Below are 14,485 nucleotides of genomic sequence, written 5' to 3'. Positions count from 1 at the left end.
TTTTTAACGAAAAAAACTGCTGTGAAATCAGCAGTTTTCCGTTGCATTCTTATGAAAAATGAGTCTGTATCGTCTCAACGGCATTACCGTCCATTATGAGCTTACCATACTCTTGCAAGCGATAAATCGTTAAAGTTGTCGGATTGCCGTATTCAGCCAGAACCGCCACAACCCCCTCAGCCGTATGTGACCCCAGGTCTTCAAGGCTTAAAAAGTACTGTCCGTCATAGTGGTAGACAGTTCCCCCATTGATACCGATTCGCTGTAAGCTTTCTGAAAGCTGAATGATATCTTCAAAGGAATGGAATTGATAAATGATGTCCGCACTTTCATCAAGCTTGACTTGCATTTCGATGTAATCATCATCATACTCATCGTCTTCTGAATCGGCGTCTTGGTTCTTTGTTACGATCACAACCATCCCTTGTGCTTGGAGAGAATACACTTCCACTGCAATCGGTCCATTCGCTTCAAAGCCGAGCTCTGTATTAGCTTCATTCATCATATCTTTAAATAACTGGTGGACTTTAAATGAGTCCTTCCAGAGGTCTTCTTTTGTCAATCCCCGGTCTGTCAAATCATCGAGGGTCAAAAAGATTTTGATCTTATTATAATTCAGACGCTCAAGCCGCATAACGTTCCCTCCTGCCTCTACTTGCACACAAATCATATAACACATTATATGAGATGATGAGTCATAGGTTCTTAATTGTTATCAGTTTACACTGAGTTCACTAGTAAGACAAGCACAATGCAGTTTTTATTACCTTATGGATTTTTTGCTTTTGAGAAGTTATTCCGGTGCACAAAGCGTCACAATGTGTGTTTCCGGCTTAGCACCTAAACGAAGAGGCACTTTTGTTGTTCCATATCCGTTGCTGATGAGATACGCTGCATTTTTAACAATGCCTGTTTTCCCGAGTTCATACGGGCCGAATTTTCCAAACCTAATCTGACCGCCGTGGGTATGTCCGCTGAATATCGCATCAATGCCGTCAGCTTCATTGATTTGTTCATGAATCTCCGGGTTATGACATATCAGAATATTCAGCTTGCCTTTGTCGAGTTCTTTAATGGCTTCCTCATAATGATCCATCTCCATCCTGATATCATCAACTCCGGCAATCGCAATCGTATGGCCGTTGTACGTAAACGGAACTGACTCATTCCTCAGAGTGATGACACCGTGCGCTTTGAATATGGAATACAGCTTATGCTGCCTGACTTCATAATCGTTATTCCCCCACACAAACACGACAGGGACCCCGAAAGCCGCGAGCCTTTTGATGTTTTCTTCGATTCTAGTACTAGGCACCCCGCCCTCGGCTAAATCACCGCCGATGATAACTAAGTGAGGGGTATGGCTTCGCGCTTTTTCTAAAAGGTCTTGATCGATGAGACGTTTGTGAATGTCCGAAATAAAAAAGATTGTAAGAGGCGGCTTGCCCTTCATTTTTGATAAAGGAAACGTATGTGTTTTCAAATGGTTTCCTTTTGCTGTTGAGTACATCTTTGCCGTCATTGCCGCTGCCGCCACAGTTAGCACACCGGCAAATTTCACTGATAGCTTCATAAAAACTCTCCATTCTTTTAGAACTTATCAATAAGACGGACAATAAAAAAAGACGTTTCTATCGTTTGAGAAAACGCCCGATTTTATTTACTTTCAAAATATAGATTAATGTCATATTTGTGCTTCATCATTTGAAAAACAGATTCTCTTGCCTTCCATTTATCCGGCTGCGGCCAAAGATCAGTGCTTTTCTGAATAATTTCGCATCTCAGTTTATGAAAATCGCCCTCAGCTTTTTCTTCCTTTTTCTTAAAATAATATGAAGTGCAGTATGCAAAAGCGGTTGCCATCATCCAAAATAAATAAAAGATATGGCTAAGCATTTCTTGAAGAACGAGCTGAGGCTCCGGGCTTTTGATCATGAGCATAATACATAATAGGCCTAAGCAAATGAGTGAAGTCCATCGCCATCTGCGGCATTGCGTTGCATAATTTTCAAATTTTTGTTTTCGTTTCACCAGCGCTTGGAGCATCTGTTTGGTCGGCGCGTCTGTAAACTGATCCAGCTGATTCCATAAGGTTTCCATACGCTTCACACCTTGTCCATTTTCATTGCTACAATATATGAGCGTAAAATTAAAAAAATACCCTATTCATCCATTAAGGGGATGTCCAAAACTTGTCCGGTGTAAACTTCATTTCCATTCAGATGATTATACGCACGAATTTTTTCTTCTCCCGACCGGCTTTTATAATACTTCATAGAAATGCGGTACAGCGTTTCTTTCTTTTGGACAGTGTGCTTGACAACGCGTTTTGGCTCAGATTGAACTGGTTCAGCCGGCTGCTGCTCTTGCGGTGCCGCTTCTTGTTGAGAAGAGGAAGCAGCCGCGGCGGTTGCTTCCTCCTTATTTGCTGAGTCTTCATTTTCCTCTACAGCAGGCTGTTTCTTACCAGTTGTTGTTTTTGCAGGGTCTTTTGCCTTTGTATCCTCAGACTTTTTTTTTGACTCTTGCTGCAATGCGGTCTCATTAGTTTCTTTGGTCTTTTTGGTATCTGCGGTGTCATTTTTATCCTCTGATTTCAGCACAACCTCATATTTGCTTTGACTGCTGTCGATAAAAACATCTTCATAATCGTCATGATTATCCGGGTGGTTTTTTAGATAAAATAAGCTGACTAACACGATAACCGGCACAAATACAAATAATACAGCGAGTACAGTGAATAATGGTGTTTTTGTTTTGCCTTGCTTTTTTTTCTGTTCTCTTTGATTTTTTACAGATTGTCTTGTCGGAAGGCTTTCTCCATCATCATCGAAATAATCGTCCGCCAATGCGGCGTTTTGATCTTCATAAAGATTCTGGGCTTTTCTTCTCTCTACTCTCGACATGTTCGTCATGTTTATCCCTCCTCACATGTTCAAAACGAATCTGACAGGCAAACACAGCATCAATGATAAAATGCGCCGTCACCGGAACAAATAAGTTACCGGTCCATTCATACATCAGACCGAGCAAAAAGCTGATTGCTGTTACCATGAAAAATAACAGCCATTTTGACAAATACCGAAAGTGTAGAACGGCAAATATAAGGCTGGCCGCCCATAGACCGATATGAGTCTGCAGCACTCCTCTGAATAACATTTCTTCCGCGAAAGCAATCAGAAGCGTTAAAAATATAATATGAGGGATTGACCTCTTACTGAATATTTTTTTATTGATTCCTCCGTCATCATATAAATGAGGCGGACACCATTTCATCACTGCCATATCGGCTAAAATAACAATAACCGAAATAGAAACGCCATACCATATGATTCGCATATCGCGAATATCCCAGAGCTTTAGTACGTCTCTTACATCCTCAAAAAAGAACAATCCCACTAAGGCTGCTGCGATAATGATCAAAAGCTGCGTCAAATATAACTGCTTGAGCATGTCACGATCAGAGATATGCTGAATGAAATCCTTTTGCTGTTTCAGTTCAGCTCACCTACAGTCTGCAAGCTGAATATCCGATGCAATTCCGAACTCCAGCTGTCTAATGGCGCCATTTTACTCCGTTCTCCTTTTTGTTCATACAAGGATAGATCAAAACCGCAATGTGAACAGCACGGAAAATTTCCGTCATCAGGCTCGTATGATTCATCAAAATAGGTTAACAGTGATTGCCTTAAACAGCCGTTACGCTGAAGCAGAAAAGATACACGGTGCATTTTTTCCAGCTTCAGCTCCATGCGATATGAAATTTCCTGTTTCATCAGTTCAATTGATGTTTTCCCCTGCATAAAGAGATGTATCATCATACGGGCCTGTGTCTCTCCGACACCATACTGCATTAATACGTCACGCAACCTTCTCTCATCCTGCTCATCCGTCTTTTCAAGCAAACGGATCCCATCGGCGATTTCTGCAGCTGTGACACTCTCCATTTGGATAATCTGCTCCTGTAATTCAAAATCACCTGGCGCCCGCAGCAAAATGCTGACACTCGGTTTTCCGTCGCGTCCCGCTCTGCCGATTTCCTGCATAAAAGCTTCAGCCGTCTGCGGGATGTGGAAATGAATCACATATCTGATATCAGGTTTATCGACACCCATTCCAAACGCATTCGTACAACATATCACATCAAGCTGATTATGGATAAACTGCTGCTGTATTAAAATCCTGTCGCCAGACTCCATACCGCCATGGTAAAAGTCGGCTCTGCTGCTCGTCTTGCTTTTAATTTCCCCCGCTAATTCTTCAGCCCATTTCCGTGTCGGACAATAAACAATTCCCGGTCCTTGCAGGTTTTCAACCAGCTGAATGACCCTATCTATTTTTTCGGCAGTATCCGCGGCATTTTCTACCCGAAATGCGATGTTTGGGCGGTTGACTGAGTTGAGATGCCGTTCGGCATGCTGTAGCTCCAGCAGGTTCGTGACATCTTGCAGCGTATCCTTTGTAGCTGTAGCAGTCAATGCCAGAACCGGAGGATGCCCAAGTTTTTTTCTCAGTTGTCCGAGCTTTGAATAGTCAGGCCTAAAGTCATGCCCCCATTCAGATATGCAATGAGCTTCATCAATAACGAAGAGGCTGATTGGGACGTTTTTCAATTTTTCCAATACATATGGCGATTGCAAAGCCTCAGGAGACAAGTACAAAAATTTATAACGATGAATATGTTCCAAAACGAATTGTCTTTCCTGCCTGCTAAGCATGCTATTCAAAGCGGCCGCACGTTTTTCCCCCCGTGCTTTTAGCTGCTGTACCTGATCCTCCATTAAAGAAAGCAATGGAGAAACGATTAATACCATACCGTCAAGCATGTAGCCAGGCAGCTGGTAGCAAAGCGATTTTCCTCCCCCAGTCGGAAGCATTGCAATGGTGTCCTTCCCGCTAAGTATGCTTCTAATAATGTCCTCCTGCCCTTTTTTAAAGGAAGTAAAACCAAAAAACTGATATAACGTTTGCTGTAATTTAGTCATATTGCTGCACCTGCTTTGTCAATGCCAGTCTGATTTGAAAGTAGCTGAACCGCTGCTCCAGCCCGTCTCGAATTTGTTTAATTTTGTTCGTCCGCATCCGTTTGGCAAACTCTGCAATTTGGAGCTGGTCCTCCGCTGATACATAGTCATCAATCATAAACGCAGGCTCGTGAAGAGAAATCTCGACAATATGGTCTTCGATCGTCGCTGTTTTCAGCTTTCTGATTTCAGCAATTCGATGTATGGGGATTCCTTGTTTGACCATCTGCCATGTTTTCCTCGTTGACTCTGTCAGGGCATTATCTAAATGCACATCAGAGAGGAGATCCTTTAACAAAGTATCTTCACACTCCGGGAGAGAATGAATAAAATAATGTACCGAAGCCCAAAACATGATGTAAACATACCATTCATCTTCTTTCAGCGTGTCAGCAAGCTGCCTGCTCGTATAACCGATCCTATCGTGCGAGGTTAAGGAGTAGACAAAAATTTGCGCTGCTTTGTCATCAACCTTCTGCAAATGCGCCTCCAGCATGGCAAAAAGACTGCTTGCCATCTCTATATGATCCGTATGCCGGGACAGGTATTTCTTGACCCAGTGATGTGTCTTAGAATCCTTTGTGACAGGGATATACTGCCTGCTCCCTTGCAGTTTATGAGATAAGACCTGCACAAGCAGCGAAAGCCTCTTCCAAAGCACGCCGGCAGCCTGCTGATAATAAGCGCCGTGGCAATGAACTGGCCAAGGCCGCTCACTAAGGGCGTGCCTTAATGCTGCTGCGCCGCTGGCTGTCACTTTGTATGTATCTGTTTCAGACATTGGTTCGAGATATGAAAGCTGTTCAAGCTTGGTGAGCGACGCTGAAATACCGGTTCTCGAACATTGCGCCGCCATTCCAAAGTATTTTGCAGTCTGAAATAAGCCGGCATCTTGAATGGTTTGTGACGATCTTTTGCCTTTGAATAGGTGAAAAACAGCGCTTCCCGACCGTTCTCCGTTTATTTTAAAAAGGCAATCGAGAACCATAATATCGAAGTAATTTAATGACAACCTATCCACCCACATTCTTTCCTGACAAAAATCGTTGATTTGCTCTCTTTATTTTAACAGATTTTAAACAGAAATCGACGTTTAAAGTCATCATTAAGGGGGATGTTATGTAGATAACCCCTTATGTGATAAGCATTCTCAATCATTTTTCTGTTGAAATGTGGCAGCAACATCATTACAATAAGTAAGAGGAATAGGTGTTAAATTGATTAAATATAAAGATTGATCCATTTGTTCCACCAAGAACAATCTGGGAGGTTTTATTCATGGCAAAGTACACAATCGTAGACAAAGATACATGCATTGCATGCGGCGCTTGCGGAGCTGCTGCACCAGACATTTACGATTACGATGATGAAGGCATCGCGTTCGTAACGCTTGATGAAAACAAAGGCGTTGTCGAAGTTCCTGAGGTACTGGAAGAAGATATGATTGATGCATTTGAAGGATGTCCTACTGATTCCATCAAAGTGGCGGATGAGCCATTTGAAGGCGACCCGCTTAAATTTGAATAGAAGAAACAAAAAAAGCTCCCCTGCGGGAGCTTTTTTATTTAATGGATATGTGCGCGTTGCTGTTCAATCCATGGCTTGAGCTTCATGAAAATAAGTGAGAATACAATCGTAATCACAATGCCTTTTATGATGTTAAAAGGAAGGATACCAGCGACGACCGCTGTTTTCAGCGCGCTGTCGGATAATGCCGGCGAATGTAAAAACCACGTGTATGCCGGGAGAATCAGAACATAATTTAAAATACTCATCAAAATGGTCATTGCTGCAGTGCCTAGAAGCAGGCTGACAGCCAAGCCCTTTGCTGAGTTCAGCTTTTTAAATAAGAAAGCAGTCGGCAATATAAAGAGTGTTCCTGCGATAAAATTCGCAATTTGCCCTACAGGAACTCCGGCCATGCTGCCCTGAATGATATATTGAAGAACGTTTTTTATTGCTTCTACGGCAATACCCGCCAAAGGTCCGTAAATCAGAATAGCAATAATAGCAGGCACGTCGCTAAAATCAATTTTTAAATAATCCGGAAGACCCGGAAACGGGAAATTCAACAGCATCAAAACAAATGCAATGCTGCTCAGCATACTGATCACAACTAATTTTTTTACTTTCACTTCACTCTCTCCTTTTCGATCACATCTTACTCGAAAACGGAAAGGTTCTTTTCCAGCCAATAAAAAAACCGCTTCATGTATAAAAGCGGGGTTTCAAAAATTAGGCTAGGCAAAGAAACGTTTGAAAATCCAATTTCAAAACGCTTATGAACCTCCATCTTCTCCCATCCAGACTGTACTGTCGGCTCCGGAATCTCACCGAATCCTGCTGTAAAAACAGCTCGCGGGCTTAGAGCCATTGGCCCATCACCGCCGGTAGGGAATTTCACCCTGCCCCGAAGATTGATCATATGAATTTAGCTCCATTATAAACGATAACTGGTTGGCTGTATAGAGAATTGCTTCAAATTATATATAATACCTGAAAGCTATAAAAACATTGATTTTTAAGCTTTCCTTTTATCCTTTACTGCGGCAATACACGTTGACACTCTATTGAGAATATGTTAAATTATCAGATATTTAGTTTGTCAATTTAGGAGGAAATCTAACGATGTTTCGAGTATTGGTCTCAGACAAAATGAGCAACGACGGCTTACAGCCACTTATTGAATCAGACTTTATTGAAATTGTTCAAAAAAACGTAGCAGATGCAGAAGATGAATTACATACTTTTGATGCTCTTTTGGTGCGAAGTGCGACAAAAGTAACAGAAGACCTTTTCAAAAAAATGACTTCTTTAAAAATTGTCGGAAGAGCGGGTGTCGGTGTGGATAATATCGATATTGACGAGGCGACTAAACACGGGGTCATCGTGATTAACGCTCCGAACGGCAACACCATTTCGACAGCTGAGCATACATTTGCAATGATCTCTTCTTTAATGAGACACATTCCTCAGGCTAATATTTCTGTAAAATCCAGAGAGTGGAACCGCACAGCTTACGTCGGTTCAGAGCTTTATGGAAAAACGCTTGGGATTGTCGGATTAGGCCGAATCGGAAGCGAAATTGCACAGCGTGCGAGAGCGTTCGGTATGACCGTTCACGTTTTTGATCCTTTCTTAACTGAAGAAAGAGCGAAAAAAATCGGCGTAAACAGCCGTTCATTTGAAGAAGTGCTTGAAAGCGCGGATATTATTACCGTTCACACGCCTTTAACAAAAGAAACAAAAGGCTTATTGAATAAAGAAACGATTGCAAAAACGAAAAAAGGTGTTCGCTTAATTAACTGTGCGCGAGGCGGTATTATCGATGAAGCAGCACTTCTAGAAGCTTTGGAAAGCGGACATGTTGCCGGAGCAGCGCTGGACGTTTTTGAAGTTGAACCGCCAGTAGACAATAAACTCGTTGATCATCCATTAGTCATTGCCACTCCTCACTTGGGAGCATCGACGAAAGAAGCTCAGCTGAATGTCGCGGCTCAAGTGTCAGAAGAAGTTCTGCAGTTCGCAAAAGGTCTACCTGTCATGTCAGCTATCAACCTCCCTGCCATGACAAAAGATGAATTCGCTAAAATTAAGCCTTACCATCAAATCGCAGGAAAAATTGGCAGCCTAGTATCCCAATGCATGAAAGAGCCCGTACAGGATGTTGCCATTCAATACGAAGGCACAATTGCCAAACTTGAAACATCGTTCATTACAAAAAGCCTTCTGTCAGGCTTTTTAAAACCGCGCGTGGATTCAACTGTTAACGAAGTCAATGCCGGGGGTGTCGCAAAAGAACGCGGCATCAGCTTCAGTGAAAAAATTTCCTCTTCTGAATCTGGATACGATAACTGCATCAGTGTAAAAGTGACAGGAGACCGCAGTACCTTTACTGTAACGGCTACGTATATTCCTCATTTCGGAGAACGTATTGTCGAGATCAACGGATTTAATATCGATTTTTACCCGACGGGCCACCTGGTATATATCCAGCATCAGGATACAACAGGTGTCATCGGCCGAGTAGGACGTATTCTCGGAGATAACGATATTAATATTGCAACCATGCAGGTTGGCCGTAAAGAAAAAGGTGGAGAAGCCATCATGATGCTTTCCTTTGATAGACATCTTGAAGACAAAATTGTGAAGGAACTAACAGAAGTTCCTGATATTGTGTCTGTGAAGCTCATTGATCTCCCATAATCCCAAAAAACTCAAGCTTTATAAGCTTGAGTTTTTTATTGTTCTATTTTCGTATGTTTTTGTGCAAAATCTCTAAGACATTCCTCAGCTCAGAAACAGGAATTTGACCAGGTGCCGATGCCTCTTCTCCCGCACCAAAAGTGCAAGCTGATCCAAAAACCTCACCGCTCAGCCTGCTGATCAGCCCTGTTTCAGCCATTGACATGGTAATAATCGGTCGGTCTGCATATTCTGTTTTCATTGTATACGTCGCATCAAGCAGCGTTAAGAGATCACCTGTATCCTTCGGCATGACAGCCATTTTTGGTATATGTGCCCCTAAATTCTGCATTTTCCGAAGTCTCGAAAGAATCTCATCTTTCGCAGGCGTTTTCTCAAAATCATGATTTGACATCACCACATAGACATTGTTCTCTTCCGCCAAGGATACTAACGCTTTGACATTTTCATCTCCTGAAAATAATTCAATGTCAATTAGATCGATGTCTTTTGTTTGGACTGCCGTTTCCAGCAAAGCGATATAGGAGCTTTCATCCATTTCCATGCTTCCGCCCTCTTTATGGGTTCTGAATGTAAATAGAAACAGCTTGTCCGCCAATGACTTCCGAAGCTTAGAAATCATCTTTTTGACGGCATCTCTGTCTTTTGCTTTTTCAAACACGTCGACTCGCCACTCCACAATGTCTGGATTCAGTAATTTTACTGCTTCTGCTTCATTCAAAATTTGTTTTTCTGTTTTTCCCATCAGCGGAACGATGATTTTCGGCATCCCTTCACCGATGGAAACTCCTTTGATTGTTAACACGCTCACTCATCTCAAATCCTTTCAATCGTTACCTTGTTTTATTATACATGCACAACTATTTTTTTGAAATTTCTATTATATGAATAGTAACTAAAAAAGAGCCTGAAAGGGCCCTTTTTTAGTTTAAGGAAATCGGATTTGGAGCAGCTGGTACCGGAATTGCATCCGATACGTCATATCTGCCGATTTTTTTTGTTCTGGTTTCCGTAAAAGTCACTTTTGTAAAGCCAAACTCTTTTGCAGTTAAAAGTAGTCCCTCAATCATTAAGATACCGGCAAGGGAATCCTCAACTTCTGAGCCTTTTGAGAAGTGAATATATAAGTGTTTTTCTTTCTTCGTTACAGATTGGACAGCCCCCGTTTGAATCAGAGGAATTGTATCTGCATCATTGTTCGATTCCATATCCTTAATCGCTTCTTTTACCGTATCAAATGTTTTTTCTGACGGAACGAGAAAGTTCCCTTGTTCATTTTGGTACAAGTAGTAAGCTCTTTTTGACTGTTTGGGAATCGTAATTTCTGTAAAGGTGCCATATGAGCCAATACGGACTCCACTCTCGTTTTGATACGATAAAAATTTGATTTTTTCATAAGGACTCCATTTTAAGGATTCTTTCAGCAGTTTTTTTAACAGTTTATCATCCTTTACAGAAAAAGCCTGAATAGGTTGATGTACTCGTATACTTAATTCCTTCTCGTTTGGTTTTTCTTTTACCTCAAGTTCATCTATGAAGGACGGAATCGTAATAGCATGATCAAGGATACCTAATTCACTGCTTTCAGACAGCATGTCCTGGATTGTTTGGTCTGCTTTTGTTTTTTTGATGCTGATGGGTATGATTGCGGATGTATCGGCATCAGCAACCGCTACAGTGATGTAGTTTTTCTGTTCCTTTTCAGGAACAACAAATGATGTCTGATCCAAGGATGATACAGCTTTTGGGCTGTCTGCTGTCTCAGTTTTCGTTACAGCGTTCTCTTGGGACGCTTCTTTTTGTTGAGGCTGTGCCTGGTCAAAGAAATGAGGAGAAATAATGAAGGCGATAAAAACCGCAATTGCAGCGGCACACGCGGGGCCAATCCACCTAACAGCGGGCTTTTTTTTGCTTTTTGCCATCGTCAGCCGCTTGTAAATATCCTGAGGCGAACGATGGTCTTTAACTGCCGGAAGTTGACTTAACAACTCCTTTATCTGTTCTTCGTTCCATTCTGACTTCATCATCCATTAGCTCCTCCCTCAAAAGCTCCATATGTTTCCGAAGTACTTTGAGCCCTCTGTGTTGGGTCGTTTTGACTTTGCTTTCCGAGAAGCGCAGAGCATTGGCTGTTTCCTGAATTGAATATCCCTGAATAAACCGCAAGATAATCACAGCTCTTTGATCGATCGTGCATTGATCAAGCGCAGCATAAATTTCCCGGACATTTTCATGTTGAACCGCAAGTTCGTCCGGTAGCAATTGCTGATCTCTGACATCCTGTGTATCCCAATCAAATGTGCCGAGTATACGCTGTCTGATCGTCTGCTGTTTACGGAACCAGTCTATCGCTACATGGCGTGCGATCGACAAAAGCCATGTCTTTTCACTGCTTCTTCCTTCAAACGTATGATAAGAGTTTAATACCCGGATATAAACCTCCTGAAGAAGATCTTCTGCCTGGCTTTTATCCTTTACCATATAAAATAAAAATTGGTACAAATCTTGATGATATGTGTCATATAATAATTGAAAGGTTTCTTCCATTTGAAACCCCTCCGTTCACTTTTTTGTCGTATTAATAGCTTGAAAAGTTACATTACAACTATATTACGAGAAACTGGAATTTGGAAGGGAATTTATATTAACATATCCTTAAATTTTATTAATATTGGCTTTTAAAAAAACACCCGCTCGATTAGCGGGTGTTTCTTATGGAACAAGATTCTTCGGCAAATTCAGACCCAATTTTATGGTTTTGTCGGAATATAAAATGTAAATGTCGTTCCTTTATCCATTCGACTGTGCACCGTAATCGATCCGTTGTGGGCTTCCACGATATTTTTAACGATAGCCAGCCCAAGACCGGTTCCTGCTCTGCCTCTTGTCCGCGCTTTATCTGCTTTATAGAACCGCTCAAAGATAAATGGCAGATCTTCTTCCGGAATGCCGGATCCAGAGTCTTTGATATCAATTTTCAATCCATCCTTCACAGAATGGACTGCAATGGAAACACTGCCTTCGGATGAAGTATGCCGCAGCGCGTTATCAATCAAGTTGGTAAATACCTGCTCCATCTTGTCTTCATCAAACATAAATTCTTCTTCAGTGAGAGAAATATCTTGATGTAAAGTAATATTTTTTTCTTTAGCAACACCGGAAAATTTTCGAATGATTTTCTCTAAAAATTCATTGACATTGACTTTTTCATAATGCAAGCCTGTATGGCCTGATTCCATTCGGGCTAGATCAAGCAAATCATTGACTAGACGGCCCATTCGCAACGATTCGTCATAAATGATTTGAGCAATTTCTTTCCGGTCTTCCTCGGAGCTTGCAATGTCATCGACAATTGCTTCACTGTATCCCTGAAGCATAGAGATCGGTGTTCTCAACTCATGGCTGACATTTGCGATAAAGTCCTCCCGCAGCTTATCAAGACGGCGTTCTTCAGTCATGTCGCGCAGCACGGCAACCGCTCCTCTGACATGCGATTCCGCATAAAGCGGCGACATCAAGAGCACCCATGATCTGCCTTGCAGCGTCATCTCAATCATTTGCTCTTTTTCAGTGCTGACAGCGTTTTGGAACAGCTCTTTTGCTTCAGGCGGAAGGTTATCGCCTTCTTTGATATTCATATTCTGCTCATAATACCAAGCCTGAAGAAAACGTTCAGCCGGAGGGTTTGTCACAAGAATCGTGCCGTCGATATTAATGGTAATGACCCCGTCAGCCATACTGCTCAAAATGTTAGAAAGCTGCTCTTTTTCTTGATTGAGCGCATTAATATGAAAGTTAAGCTGCCGGCCCATTTGATTAAAAGCTGTTGCTAGTTCACCAATTTCATCCTGGGTTAAAATCGGGATTTTTGTATCGAACTTGCCCTTCGCCAAATCCTGTGCGCCTTCTCTCATTTTTCGGAGCGGATACGTGACCCTGCTTGATAAGAAGAAAGCAAAAAACGTGGTCAGTACAATCGCAATTCCCGCGGCCAGGAAAATATAGCGGGTCGTGTGTTTTGTTGTATCTTTAACGGCAAGCAAAGACTGAGATAAAAAGACCATGCCTTTCTTTCCGTCTTTTTCATACGGGACACCTACAATCAGTCGTTCATTATCCGTATCTGTATCGCTCAGCCCCGTTCGTTTGCTTACTTTTTTATGGTCTTGGAGAGCTTTATTCAAGTCTTTGTCATGCTGTATTTGCTCAACCGTAATGGACGACAGCCGATTTTTATCATTCGGAGAATACCAGTACTTTTTCTCATCCTGAATAATGGCGATGCTTGTTAAGTTATCAGCGAGCTCCCAAGTGATTGATCTTGCCAGTGCCTGGTCCTCGTGATTTTCTAAGATGACAGCAACTTTATTCGCAAGCTGTGTTAAATCATTCTCGGCTTCTTCCACATGATAATTCTCGATAAATTCCAGCAAAAGAACCGTTAAAATGAACAATACGATCAAGACAAGTGAAAGGATCGTAAACCACAGCTTGCCTACTACGCTTTTCCAAAATTTCATTCAGCGCCTACCTCAAATTTATAGCCTACACCCCATACGGTGACAATTTTTTTCGCAGCTTCCGGAGATACCTTGTTCAGCTTCTCTCTCAGGCGTTTGACGTGAGTGTCTACTGTCCGCAGATCACCAAAAAACTCATATTGCCATACTTCTTTCAGAAGCTTTTCCCGATCATACACTTTGTCAGGTGTTTTCGCTAAGAAGTATAAGAGCTCATACTCTTTCGGCGTCAGGCTTACTTCTGTTCCATCAGCCGTTACGCGATGGGCATCATGGTCAATGGACAGATGTGAAAACACGAGCACATTTTTCGTCGGTGTATTGGCATTTAAATAAGAGGTTTGGGATGCTCTTCTCAAAAGGGCTTTTACCCGCAGCACCACTTCTCTCGGGCTGAACGGCTTGACAATATAATCATCTGTTCCCGCTTCAAATCCCTGCACCCGGTTTGCTTCTTCTCCTTTTGCAGTCAGCATGATGATCGGTGTCGCTTTTTTTTCCCGAACTTGCCGGCACACTTCAATTCCGTCAGTCCCCGGCATCATCAGATCAAGCAAAATTAAGTCATAATTGGCTTCAAGCCCTTTGGCAATGGCTTCATCACCATTTTCTGCTTCGTCTATGACATAATTTTCACGTTCAAGGTACATTCTTAAAAGGCGGCGAATTCTGGCTTCATCATCAACTACTAATATTTTGGTTTCGTTCGTTTGGTCCATCGTTTTCCCCCTGCTT

The 14,485-nt window shown here is 42.1% G+C and carries 15 protein-coding genes and 1 riboswitch; of the genes, 2 read left to right on the top strand and 13 right to left on the bottom strand.

Annotated features, from left to right (window positions below; translation table 11 throughout):
- Window positions 1–49: 49 nt before the first annotated feature.
- From Q5C82_RS12695 to Q5C82_RS12665, 7 genes are all read right to left on the bottom strand, one after another.
- The gene (locus Q5C82_RS12695; protein WP_003225475.1) at window positions 50–634 is read right to left on the bottom strand and encodes a genetic competence negative regulator; all 585 of its coding nucleotides are present in this window, start codon (window positions 632–634) and stop codon (window positions 50–52) included.
- 159 nt (window positions 635–793) lie between these two features.
- Window positions 794–1,573 (bottom strand): metallophosphoesterase, encoded by a 780-nt coding sequence (locus tag Q5C82_RS12690; protein WP_003225472.1) that lies wholly within the window; start codon window positions 1,571–1,573, stop codon window positions 794–796.
- Between the two features lie 83 nt (window positions 1,574–1,656).
- Window positions 1,657–2,100: a YpbF family protein gene (locus Q5C82_RS12685; RefSeq protein WP_003225471.1), complete on the bottom strand. Its 444-nt coding sequence runs from the start codon at window positions 2,098–2,100 to the stop codon at window positions 1,657–1,659.
- Window positions 2,101–2,162: 62 nt separating this feature from the next.
- A complete protein-coding gene (locus Q5C82_RS12680) occupies window positions 2,163–2,915 on the bottom strand; it encodes a LysM peptidoglycan-binding domain-containing protein (RefSeq protein ID WP_003225469.1) in 753 nt (250 codons plus the stop codon).
- Window positions 2,866–3,453 carry a CPBP family intramembrane glutamic endopeptidase gene (locus Q5C82_RS12675; RefSeq protein WP_044428590.1) on the bottom strand — a complete coding sequence of 196 codons (588 nt, stop codon included), beginning with the start codon at window positions 3,451–3,453 and terminating at the stop codon, window positions 2,866–2,868. Before Q5C82_RS12675 ends, Q5C82_RS12680 begins: the two co-directional genes overlap by 50 nt.
- Window positions 3,454–3,494: 41 nt before the next feature.
- Entirely contained in the window at window positions 3,495–4,985 is a 1,491-nt protein-coding gene (locus tag Q5C82_RS12670; RefSeq protein ID WP_003225465.1) for an ATP-dependent DNA helicase RecQ, read from the bottom strand.
- Window positions 4,978–6,036, bottom strand: coding sequence for a helix-turn-helix domain-containing protein (locus Q5C82_RS12665; RefSeq protein WP_003225463.1), 1,059 nt, complete (start codon window positions 6,034–6,036; stop codon window positions 4,978–4,980). The genes Q5C82_RS12670 and Q5C82_RS12665 overlap by 8 nt, the downstream gene beginning before the upstream one ends.
- Window positions 6,037–6,302: 266 nt before the next feature.
- On the opposite strand from Q5C82_RS12665, the gene Q5C82_RS12660 reads away from it, so the two are divergent.
- Complete coding sequence (locus tag Q5C82_RS12660) at window positions 6,303–6,551, top strand: ferredoxin (protein ID WP_003225461.1); 249 nt, start codon at window positions 6,303–6,305, stop codon at window positions 6,549–6,551.
- A 38-nt stretch (window positions 6,552–6,589) separates the two neighbouring features.
- Here the strand turns inward: Q5C82_RS12660 and fmnP are convergent, their stop codons facing one another.
- Window positions 6,590–7,159 (bottom strand): riboflavin transporter FmnP, encoded by a 570-nt coding sequence (fmnP, locus tag Q5C82_RS12655; protein WP_003225460.1) that lies wholly within the window; start codon window positions 7,157–7,159, stop codon window positions 6,590–6,592.
- Window positions 7,160–7,311: 152 nt separating this feature from the next.
- A riboswitch (FMN riboswitch) is annotated at window positions 7,312–7,446 on the bottom strand.
- 206 nt (window positions 7,447–7,652) lie between these two features.
- Here fmnP and serA point away from each other — a divergent pair.
- Window positions 7,653–9,230: a phosphoglycerate dehydrogenase gene (serA, locus tag Q5C82_RS12650; protein ID WP_013308010.1), complete on the top strand. Its 1,578-nt coding sequence runs from the start codon at window positions 7,653–7,655 to the stop codon at window positions 9,228–9,230.
- Between the two features lie 43 nt (window positions 9,231–9,273).
- Here the strand turns inward: serA and aroD are convergent, their stop codons facing one another.
- The 5 genes from aroD to resD form a co-directional block, all read right to left on the bottom strand.
- Window positions 9,274–10,041: a type I 3-dehydroquinate dehydratase gene (aroD, locus tag Q5C82_RS12645; protein WP_003223875.1), complete on the bottom strand. Its 768-nt coding sequence runs from the start codon at window positions 10,039–10,041 to the stop codon at window positions 9,274–9,276.
- Window positions 10,042–10,153: 112 nt separating this feature from the next.
- Window positions 10,154–11,257 (bottom strand): hypothetical protein, encoded by a 1,104-nt coding sequence (locus tag Q5C82_RS12640; protein WP_003223877.1) that lies wholly within the window; start codon window positions 11,255–11,257, stop codon window positions 10,154–10,156.
- Entirely contained in the window at window positions 11,193–11,777 is a 585-nt protein-coding gene (gene sigX, locus Q5C82_RS12635) for an RNA polymerase sigma factor SigX (protein WP_003223881.1), read from the bottom strand. Before sigX ends, Q5C82_RS12640 begins: the two co-directional genes overlap by 65 nt.
- Window positions 11,778–11,980: 203 nt before the next feature.
- Window positions 11,981–13,750 (bottom strand): sensor histidine kinase ResE, encoded by a 1,770-nt coding sequence (gene resE, locus Q5C82_RS12630; protein ID WP_003223883.1) that lies wholly within the window; start codon window positions 13,748–13,750, stop codon window positions 11,981–11,983.
- The gene (gene resD / locus Q5C82_RS12625) at window positions 13,747–14,469 is read right to left on the bottom strand and encodes a DNA-binding response regulator ResD (RefSeq protein ID WP_003223886.1); all 723 of its coding nucleotides are present in this window, start codon (window positions 14,467–14,469) and stop codon (window positions 13,747–13,749) included. Before resD ends, resE begins: the two co-directional genes overlap by 4 nt.
- Between the last annotated feature and the right edge of the window lie 16 nt (window positions 14,470–14,485).

The organism is uncultured Bacillus sp. (genome assembly GCF_958411575.1).
GTDB lineage: Bacteria > Bacillota > Bacilli > Bacillales > Bacillaceae > Bacillus > Bacillus spizizenii.
This window is presented reverse-complemented; position numbering and strand designations above follow the sequence as displayed.